We start from the raw sequence: 10,082 nt of genomic DNA on the forward strand, positions 1-10,082 counted from the left end.
GGGTTGGGGTTTCCTTTGGTGCTTGGTTGGGTTGGGGTGGGGCCACGGGGCCGTGAGTCTTTTGGGCTGCTATGGCGACCCAAAAGACTCACGGCCGGAGTGCCTGCGGAAACGTTGCTCCTCACCTGGTCAAGTACTCGGTGAAGGTGGTGACCGAGGTGGTCGGGGGGAGCGCCAGGGCTTGGGACAGGCGGAGGATCTGGGGAGATTCCAGGGCCGCTTTCCGTACCGCTTCTTCGTCGGCGAAGGCTTGGTACGGTGGGGCGTCCGACAGGACTCGGCCTGCCGACATCGAGATCACCCGGTCGAAGTTCTCCGCGCAGAAGTCCATGTCGTGGGTGATCGCCACGACCGTTTTGCCTTGGCCGTGCAAGGTTTCGATGATCTTCGCGATGTTCTGGACCGCGTTGTGGTCCTGGCCCGTGGTCGGCTCATCGAGGACGACGATCGGGGTGTCCATCGCGAGGACCGCGGCCAGGGCGGCGCGTTTGCGGTCCGACAGGGACAGTTCGTACGGGTGCGCGTCGGCGCGGTCGGTGAGGCCGGTGGCTTCGAGGGCCCTGGTCACCAGTTCCGCCCGGCGGGACTGCGGGTGGCCCAGGTTCCGGGGCCCGAACTCGACGTCCTGGCGGACCGTTCGGGCGAACAGCTGCTGATCCGGGTTCTGGAACAGGTAGCCGACCTTGGTCGCGAGCTGGGCGATGGTGTGGTCCGCGGTGTTCCAGCCGTCGACCACCACCCGGCCCGCGGTGGGCTTGACCATGCCGTTGAGGTGACGCACCAGGGTCGTCTTGCCCGCGCCGTTCTGGCCCACCACGGCCACTTTCTCGCCCGCGCGGATGCTCAGCGAAACGCCGTCCAGCGCCGCCACGCCGCTCGGGAAGCGGTACACCAGCGATTCGATCTCGATGCTCATCGGGTTTCTCCCAGCGCCTCGGTGAAGCCGGCGACGGCGGTCGGCAGGGTGACCGGCAGGTCCCGGCCCGAGGGCCAGCGCCCGAGTCCGGCCGCACTGCGGGCCGCGTCGGTGAACCGCGTCGTGCCGACGCCCCACTCCGGCAAGCGCGGATCGGCCAGGACGCGCTCCGGTTCGCCGTCGAGCCGGACCGAGCCTTCGGCGAGGACCAGAACGCGGTCGGCGTACTCCGCCAGCTGTTCGAGCTTGTGCTCGATCAGCAGCACCGTGATGCCTGTGCCGCGCAACTCCTCCAGGGCCGCGAACACCAGGCGGCTGCCCGCCGGATCGAGCTGCGACGTCGGCTCGTCGAGCACCAGCACCCGCGGCTTCATCACCAACACCGCCGCCAACGCGACGAGCTGTTGCTGGCCGCCGGAGAGCTCGTACGGCGAGCGCTCCGCGAGGTGGGCGATCTGCAGCCGCTCCAGCATCCCGTCGATGCGGTCGACCATCTCCGCGCGCACCACGCCGAGGTTCTCCAGCCCGAAGGCCAGCTCCGCGCGCACCGAGTACTTCGCGCCCGAGATCTGGTTGAACGGGTTCTGCAGCACTAGCCCGACCTCGGTGACCACCTCGGCCAGCGGCGTGTCCGCCACGACCCGGCCCGCGGTGGTGACGCGGCCGGTGAAGTCGCCGCCCAGCGCGTGCGGGATCAGCCCGGCTGCGGCGTAGCCCAGAGTCGACTTGCCCGCGCCGCCGGCACCGACCAGCCCGCACACCTGGCCCTCCGGGATCGCCACCTCGATGTCGCGCAGCACCGGAGCGGTGCTCGTCGGGTAGGCGTAGCTGAACCGGCTGAACTCGATCACGAGAACACTCCAAGCGCGTTGGCGGCCAGGGCGGCGGCCGCGCAGATCCACAACGCCCAGCGCGCCACCCGCTGCCCGGCCGAATCCGGGATGACCTCGAAGTTGGTGCGCCGCGTCGGGGCACCGAAGGCACGCGCCTCCATGGCGATCGCCCGCTCTTCGACGTCGGTGAAGGCGCCCAGCACCAGCGGCCCGACCAACGGCAGCAGCGTCCGGGCGCGACGCACCGGGCCGCCGTCGAGCGCGAGGCCGCGAGCCTGCTGGGCCTGCCGGATCAGCTGCGCGCGGGCCCGGAAGGTGGGGATGATCTGCAGCGTCGCGGACACCACGTAGCTGATGTTGGGCGGCAATCCGCGTTGCACCAGCGCGGTCATCAGGCTGCCGGGGTGCGTGGTCAGCAGCAGGAACAGGAACGCGTCGACCAGCACCAGCAGCCTGAGCCCCGTCTGCGTGGCGAACAGCAGCCCGTCCTGCTGCACCTGCAGCGGCCCGAACTCGGCGAGCACCGGTCCTTCGCCGGGATAGAACAGGCCCTGCGCGAGGAAGATCAATAGCAGGAACGGGGCGAAGAACTTCAGCGTCACGGAGCCGAACCGGCCCAGCACCCCCGCCGTCGCGGCCGTCGCGGCCAGCAGCAGCCACAGCAGCGCGGGGAACCAGACCGCGTTGATGGCGAAGGCGGCGATGATCACGACGATCGCGAACACCAGCTTGGTGATCGGGTTGAGCCCGTGCACCCTGGACTCGCCGAACTGGTAGAAGGTCATCGCGTCAGCCCTTCCAGCACCGCGGTGCGCCGTCCGAACACCGCGTACCTGCGGACGAACGGCGAGCGTTCCCGGAACCTCGCCGGTAGCGCGGCGAGGATCAGGAAAGCGATCGCGAAGGTGACCACCTTGTCCAGCGGATCGGTGGCGAGCCCGGTCAGCGTCGCGGCGTCCAGCAGGCTGTTGCCGAAGGCCTGGAAGGTGGCCTGCAACGCGGTGCGGCCCGGTGAACCGCCGCCGCCGAAGACGAACGCCGCGATCGGCGCGGAGAGCATCCCGGCGACGACACCGGCGAGCAGGCCCCCGGGCAGCGCGGTCCACAGGCGGCGGAACGCGCCGATGCGGGCGACCAACCCCGCCAGCACGCCGATCGCCGCGGCGGCGACCGAGAACGGCAGCAGCGGCGGCGAGATCGTCAGGCCCCAGATGATGTTGGACAGCGCCCCGGTCGCCGCGCCCGCGGCGGGCCCGGCGAGCGCGCCGACGATCACGGTGCCGATCGAGTCCAGGTAAACCGGCAGGCCCAGCATGTTGACCAGCTGCCCGATCACCACGTTGATCGCGATCGCCACCGGCAACATCGCCACCGTGGAGGTCGGCAGCAGGGCGCTGGCGCCGGCGATGACCAGCAGCGAGCCGATCAGGTAGCCGCCGAGCGCGATCAGCGCGGCGGAGCTGCCGTGCCCGCTCTCGTGCAGGCTCGACGGCCGCTCGACCAGGAGGTAGAGGTAGGTCGCCAGGATGACGGCGGTGCCCGCGGCGACATAACCCCACGGCGGCAGCCGGTGACCAGAGTGGACGGTGCTCATGGGCATTCCTCCCGCGCCGGCCCGACCGGAGCGCCGAGCGGCCCTGGACGGGCGATAACCAGCGACGACGGGCGGCAGCCCGGCCGCTGCAAGCGTTTGCAGCAGCCTGCCACACCGTTCCCCGCCGGTAAACCCCGATCTTGCCCGGCGTTCCCGCGAAGTTCGGCCGGTACGCGGTTTCGGGTGCTGCTGAAGGGAGTTCCGGCGGTCTTGCACGCTTCCGGAGCAGCGTTTCTGCAGGCACGGGGCCGTGAGTCTTTTGGGTCGCTATATGTCCCCGGGCTGCCCGGGGACGACGAGTCCTCCCGCATCAGCGCAGCAGTTGGAAGGCCATCCGCACGTCGTGCTCGGCGACTTCGCGACCGAGCAAGGCGCCGGCCTCGTCGGCGGTCCGCGTGTGCAAGCCGGACCAGACCCGGGCATCGACGATCTCGGCGGTCAGTTGCGACCACTTCGCATAGGTGCGGAACTCACCCGGAGCCGTCGAACTGCCGATGGTGACCGGCTCGGTCGGCCGCACCCCGGTCAGCGCCGTCAGCACTGCTTCCGCCGCCCCGGCGTAGGTGTTGTGCCCGCTGGGGTAGTCGGGGTGCAGCGGTGTCGTGGCCTCCGGCGTCCAGTTCGGGTCCGGCGCGGTGTTCGGATCGCCGTCACCGTCGTCGGCCGCCCGGATGGCCGTGACCGGACGCCAGCGGGTGTAGGTGTACTTGCTGTCGGAGGTGGCGATCTGCGTGTCCACGAGCGCGACGTTGAAGATCGCCACCATGGCCGCGCGCTTGAACAACGGCTGCCTCGACTGTTCGAGCGCTGCGCGCAGAACCCCGGTGTAGGCGTCCTGCGTGGACTGCTCCCAGAACTTCGCCGTCCTGGTCTGCTCTTCGGTGCGCACCGCGCTGCCCGCGACACCCAGCGCGCGAACTTCGGCCAGGTCGATCCGGTAGCGCTCGGAGCCGAGTTCGGGCGGCGGCCCCAGCCGGAACTGCGCCGGGTCGTCGAGCAGGAACGGCGTCGCGTACCGCGATCCGGCCTGGATTGCGGCCCCGTACGCCGGCGGCGTGGGCTGCCACATGCCGGGGGCCGGTTGCGGGGGCTGGTACGGCATGTTGACCGACGCCGGGTCCAACCCGTCGTTCTCGCGACCGGCGAGCACCAAGTGCGCCTGCTCGCGGCCGACGCGCACGCCCCGATCTTCGGCCGGACCGTCCGGGATCCGCTCCAGACTTCGGTCCAGAGCGGCGTCCAACGCGGCCTTGCGGCTTGGCACCAGGTCCGACAGCGCAGCGTGCACCGCCGATGCGAGCGCCGCCTGCTCGTACTCGCGTGACTGCCCTGCTCCGAGCTCCGGGCGCACGGCGCGGGCCGCCGCGAGCCAGGAAATCGCCCACATGCGGTTCTTCGTGACCGGCGCTGACGCCGGGATGCCCGCGGCGTTCACGGTGTCGGCGGTCGTGTCATACCACTCCAACGCCACATCCGAGGCCGTCTGCCCGGGGGCGAGCGGCGCCGCGGTGGTCGTGCCGACCGCGACCGACATGACGATCACTGCGGCATTGACGCTCTTTCGGGAACCAGGTCCTCGTTTGAACGAACCCTTGCGCATGCACTGCTCCCTCGTCGGTGTTGTGTCCCGATGCCAGGTACGACGGCAGCGGCACGCAGGTTCACAACCAACGGAAATCGACCGGCCGGCGAACATCGAGGCAGGTGCCGATGACATTTCGCCCGGACGGCGGCGGATGCCTCGGCACCCGGTCGAGCCTCGTTGCGCGACTCGCCGCGTACTTCCCGGTATGAATTGGTCGTCGTGCAGGAGAAGCTTCGACGGTTGTTCTGCTTCTGGACTCGTTGCACCGACATCATTCCTGCACATGAAACCAATCCGTGCGGCAGCCAGGACCGGTCTTGTGCTGCTGTTCTTCGTACTGGGCTTCGGCGCGCAGCCCGCATACGCGCATGTGTCGCCGCAGCACGCCGAACTCGTCGTCTCCACCAAGGACAACGTCACCAGCGGGAGGCTGATCGTCCACCACGACGTGGTGTCGCCCGAGAACGCCGGGGCTTGGGCAGCACGCCTGCTGTCCTCCTCCTGTCCGGCCAGCGGCTCCGGCGTCGCGGGCGACGACGGCGGAGTGCCCGAGGGCGTCGTGGTCGAGCTGGCGTGGAGCTGTCATGTCGACGAGCTCGACCTGACCTCGATGCTGCAGGAAGGGGGACTGACCCAGGCCGTCGTCGAGTTCGACGGCAACACGGTCGACGCGACCGCGGAAACCCCGGTCGTCGATGCGTCGGGCGCCCATCCCCCACCTTCGAGTCTCGCCTTCCCGTGGCTCACCGCGGCGCTTGGCATCGCCCTCGCCGTCGTCGCGCTGCAGGTCATCCGCTGGGTGCTCCGCCGCCGCTCGCGGCCCGAGCAGCCGCTGGCGCGCGGCCCGATTCGACGCCGCAAGCGGCTGGTGGCGGCCGGTGCCGCCGTGGCGACGGCGCTGGTGCCGGCCGCTGCCGGCACATCGTTCGCCGCTGACACGGCGGTGACCGCCGATCCGGTGCCGGTGCAGGGCACGGTCTTCAAGGATGTCAACCGAAATGCTGTGCGGGACCCGGGCGAGGCTCCGATGCCCGGCGTCGATGTCACCGACGGTGCCGTGTGGACGACGACCGGCGCCGACGGCTCGTACACCCTGTGGATGGACCCGACCCGACGGGAGACCGATCTCGTCAGCATCGTTTCCCCCAACGGCTACACCCCCGCGCTGCGCGAGGACTACGTCCCGCAGTTCTTCCACGAGGTGCCCGACGGTGCTGGCCCGCACACCGGCATCGACTTCGCCCTCGTGCCGGACGAGAACGCCGCCAACCCCACCGAGAAATGGGTGATGGACTCCGACATCGAGGTCTCCAACACCAGGGACGAGGCGGCGCGCTCGACGCAGCCGCAGTGGACCGGTCAGGTCGAGGCGATGTCCGAGGTCGACGGTGCGACGATGACCATCGCGACCGGCGACCTGACGGTCACCGACTACGCAGCGGAGCCACGTCGCCAGGGCGGCTACGACATCCTGCGGAAGGGTTTGACCGACGGAAAGCTCGGCATGCCCTTCTACCCGGTTGTCGGCAACCACGACGTCGGCGGCACTGCCACCTCCCAGGGCTACGGCGGAAGCCTGGAGTACTACCGCCGGAACATGGGCCCCGAGTGGTACAGCTTCGACCGCAACGGCCGCCACATCGTCGTCCTCGAGGACAACTACGACTCCAGCGGCCTGGAACCGCAGCTGGAGTGGCTGCGCGAGGACCTCAAGCGCCACGCGGTCGGCAAGCAGGTGCTGGTCTTCATGCACCGGTCGCTGTTCACGTCATGGGGACCGGGTGCGGGCATGCAGCCGACCGTCGACGAACTCGCCAAGTACGACGTGCGGATGGCCGCCGCTGGTCACAACCAGCAGGCGGAGTACCGTCGTGGCGCCTTCAACCGCTCGGTCGAGATCAACAACCAGGGCACCTACGGCATCGACGGCGCCCACCCGGACTACAAGATCCTCGACTTCAAGCCCATCACCGACGACCCTCGCACCCCTCGCAACGAAGACGTCGGCTACGTCATGGGGACGCACCGTCAGTTCGACATCAACGATGATGCCGCGCTCGTCAGTCCCGCACAGGGCAGCGTCCACCTCGCCGGCGGGAAGATCCCCGTCGAGCTCTACGCCGAGGACAACGGCCGCACTCCGGCCGCAGCCACCCTCACCATCCGCGACGACCGCGGCAAAACGGTGCGGCAGCAAAGCGGGCTGAAGTTCGGCCTCGACAACAAACGGCCAGGCATCCAGAACTGCTACACGCCGCCCGGTGGCAACCCGGAGCCTTGTCCGGACGCGCGGATCTCCTGGACCCGGGTCAGCGACCACGTCGACGATCTGCGGCCGGGAACTTACACGGCGGAGATGACCGCAGTGGACACCAAGGGCCAGGCCTGGCCCACCGTCGAGAACACGTTCACGGTGGTGCCGGAAGACGAGCTGGCGAAGCCGAAGAGCGGTCAGGACTGGACCCGTCAGGGGCGCGACGAGGCGGGGCGCTCCGCGAGCGCGGACGATCCGGGCGCCGAGCTCGACCTGCGCTGGGCCGCCAACACCGGTGAGCAGTTCAACCTCGACGGATCGGTGATCGCCGACGGCAAAGTGATCGTCTCGTCCCGGGCGTTCGACTCCCCGTACAGCATGATGCTCGCCTACGACCTCGCCTCCGGCCGCGAAGTCTGGCGCACCTACCTGGACGGCGACGCCGAGTCGGCGCCCACCCTGCACGACGGCAAGGTCTACCTGACCACCGCCGTCGGCCGGATCTACGCCCTCGACACCAAGGACGGCCACGTCGTCTGGCAGACGATCGAGAAGGAGGAGCGGCACGGCGACACCGTGCGCCGCTACGGCCGTGCAGGTGGCCCGGTCAGCGTTTTCGACCTGCAGGGTGAGAACCGCACCATCGCCGTCTACCAGAACTGGAACAAGATCCAGTGCCGCGACGCTCGCAGCGGTGACCTGCTGGGCGGCTTCAACGGAGCGACCAGCTGGGGCCAGTTCCACAGCACGGCGGTCCGCCAACCCGGCTCCAACACCGCCTACCTGCACACCGACTCCAGCAGCACGCTGGTCGCCATGGACCTCGCAAGCTGCGGTCAGCTCTGGGTCCAGAACACCCAGGGCGGCATCGACAGCCACTCCTCCCCCACCCTCACCGATCCGGCCGGAGGAGACCCGAAGCTGGTGACGATGACCGCGAGCGGTGCCCGCGGGCACGACCTCAAGACCGGCGCTGTCCTGTGGCAGTCCCCGGTGGGCGGCGCCAGCAACTGCGAACCCGGCCCCGCTCCGCTGACCAGTCCCGCCGTCTGGGGCGACATCGCCTACATCGCGAGCCGTGACGGTGTCATCCGCGCCTACGACACCAGCGCGGCCGAACCCGGCAAGCCGCTGTGGGAAACCGCCGTCGGCTACCTGCCCGGAGAAAGCCCACTCGACGACGAATGGCGAGTCGCGAAGGGGTGCACCGAGGGGCCCGGTTCCCCTGCGATGCACGCCGTGGTGACCGAGGACCGGCTGTACGCGGGCACCTGGGACGGACGTCTGGTCGTCCTGGACCGCGCCACCGGCAAGCGGCTGACCGAGTACAACCTCGGCGGCGGCGTGGCTTCGGCGTTGTCCATCAGCGGTGACTGGGTGTTCGCCCTCACCGACGACGGGACGATCCACGCCCTGGCCGCCCGGCGCCCGGCCGGGGACGGCCACCGCGGCTGACAGGTCAACAGGTACACCCGCCCTGCGGGCTGCCTCCCCGGCCAGGGGAGCAGCCCGCAGGGCACTTCCTGATCGGAACATCGCTGTGCACATCCTCGGCCGCGCCTGCTCCAAGGCCGCTCGCATCCTCCTCGTCGGCGCACTCATGACGCCGGCGCTGCTCGGCCTCGCCGGCCTGGCGAACGCGCACCCCTTCGGCACCCCTCCGGTCGCCAGAATCGCCGCCCACGGAAACGCGGTCGATGTCATCTGGTCGGCCGCGAACGACGACCTGGCCGTGCTCCGCGCGGAAGCCGACGCGACCAACACATCCGAGGCGCAGTACCTCGGCTCCCACATCCGACTGAGCCAGGACGGCCACCCCTGCCCGCTGGACCACGCGGACACCACGCGCCTCGCCCAGGACGGCGCCCGCCTCCGCTACCTCTGCCGGAATCCGGTGGCCGCGGTCGACGTCACGATCACCGCGCTGAACGACGTCGACCCGAAGTACCGCACGATCTCCGTCACCGAGTCGGGCGGCGGCGGCCTCCACACGGCCGGTGAACCGACCCGTGCAGTCGCGCTCGGCAGCGGCAAACCCAGCGTGGCAGTCGGGCCGCAGGAGCCGTTCAACGTCTGGACCACGGACCTCTCCGGACTGCTGGAACACCACGTCGTGCTGCCCCTGGCGCTCCTCGTCGCAGCCGCAGTGGGGGCCTTCCACGCATGCGCCCCAGGACATGGGAAAACGCTCGCCGCAGGCTTCCTCGTCGGCGGCCGGGGACGGGCCCGGGACGCGGTGTGGCTGGGCATCATCGTCGCCGTGATGCACACCGCGTCCGTCGCCGCACTCGCCGTCGGGTGGTGGCTCGCCAGCGAGAACGCTCCGGACATCGCCGCGCTGACGGGTTGGCTGCAGCTGATCGCCGCCCTGGTCGTGGTGGGCGTCGGGTTGGGGCTACTCCGGCGCCACTTGAACAACCGAGGCCACATGCACGGACACGGACACTCCCATCCGCTCCCCGGCACATCCCTGCTCACTTGGCGCGGCATTGTGCTGCTCGGCACCTCCGGCGGCCTGCTCCCTTCGCCATCGGCGTTCCTCGTCCTGCTCAGCGGGTTGCTCACCGGCAGGGTCGGCACCGCGATCCTGATGGTCGCCGCGTTCGGACTCGGCATGGCCCTGACCCTGACCGCCGTCGGCCTCGTCGTGCTCCGGGGCCGCGACGAACTGCTGACCCGCGCCGCCAACTCGCCGAAGCTACGCGCATGGACCCGGCAGGCACCCATCGTCGCCGCCACGGCCGTCGTACTCGGTGGTTGTCTGGCCTCCGCACTCGCCGCAGGACACATCCTCGCTCCCTAAAACCTGTCCCGTAATGATCAAATATTGGTGGTGTGCAAGGGAAGCGCAGGCCGTGAGGTGGCGGTCGGCGTTCAGTGGGTCATGGTGAGGTTGCGCA

7 protein-coding genes are annotated in these 10,082 nt (G+C 69.8%); 2 read left to right on the forward strand and 5 right to left on the reverse strand.

What is annotated here, in order from left to right:
• Positions 1–121 precede the first annotated feature (121 nt).
• The 5 genes from AB0I53_RS32330 to AB0I53_RS32350 all read right to left on the reverse strand — a co-directional run bounded on the left by AB0I53_RS32330 (position 122) and on the right by AB0I53_RS32350 (position 4,943).
• A complete protein-coding gene (locus AB0I53_RS32330) occupies positions 122–916 on the reverse strand; it encodes an ABC transporter ATP-binding protein (RefSeq protein WP_358611486.1) in 795 nt (264 codons plus the stop codon).
• Positions 913–1,767, reverse strand: coding sequence for an ABC transporter ATP-binding protein (locus AB0I53_RS32335; RefSeq protein WP_358611489.1), 855 nt, complete (start codon positions 1,765–1,767; stop codon positions 913–915). The genes AB0I53_RS32330 and AB0I53_RS32335 overlap by 4 nt, the downstream gene beginning before the upstream one ends.
• Complete coding sequence (locus AB0I53_RS32340; protein WP_358611492.1) at positions 1,764–2,534, reverse strand: energy-coupling factor transporter transmembrane component T; 771 nt, start codon at positions 2,532–2,534, stop codon at positions 1,764–1,766. The genes AB0I53_RS32335 and AB0I53_RS32340 overlap by 4 nt, the downstream gene beginning before the upstream one ends.
• Positions 2,531–3,343, reverse strand: a complete 813-nt coding sequence (locus AB0I53_RS32345; protein WP_358611495.1) for a hypothetical protein — start codon at positions 3,341–3,343, stop codon at positions 2,531–2,533. The genes AB0I53_RS32340 and AB0I53_RS32345 overlap by 4 nt, the downstream gene beginning before the upstream one ends.
• A gap of 310 nt (positions 3,344–3,653) precedes the next feature.
• Positions 3,654–4,943, reverse strand: coding sequence for a vanadium-dependent haloperoxidase (locus tag AB0I53_RS32350; protein WP_358611498.1), 1,290 nt, complete (start codon positions 4,941–4,943; stop codon positions 3,654–3,656).
• Between the two features lie 268 nt (positions 4,944–5,211).
• Here AB0I53_RS32350 and AB0I53_RS32355 point away from each other — a divergent pair, with 268 nt between their 5' ends.
• Both AB0I53_RS32355 and AB0I53_RS32360 read left to right on the forward strand, forming a co-directional pair.
• Positions 5,212–8,637 (forward strand): PQQ-binding-like beta-propeller repeat protein, encoded by a 3,426-nt coding sequence (locus AB0I53_RS32355; protein ID WP_358611501.1) that lies wholly within the window; start codon positions 5,212–5,214, stop codon positions 8,635–8,637.
• Between the two features lie 85 nt (positions 8,638–8,722).
• The gene (locus tag AB0I53_RS32360; RefSeq protein WP_358611504.1) at positions 8,723–9,985 is read left to right on the forward strand and encodes a sulfite exporter TauE/SafE family protein; all 1,263 of its coding nucleotides are present in this window, start codon (positions 8,723–8,725) and stop codon (positions 9,983–9,985) included.
• Positions 9,986–10,082 lie beyond the last annotated feature (97 nt).

Origin of the sequence: Saccharopolyspora sp. NPDC050389 (assembly GCF_040655595.1) — a bacterium.
GTDB lineage: Bacteria > Actinomycetota > Actinomycetes > Mycobacteriales > Pseudonocardiaceae > Saccharopolyspora.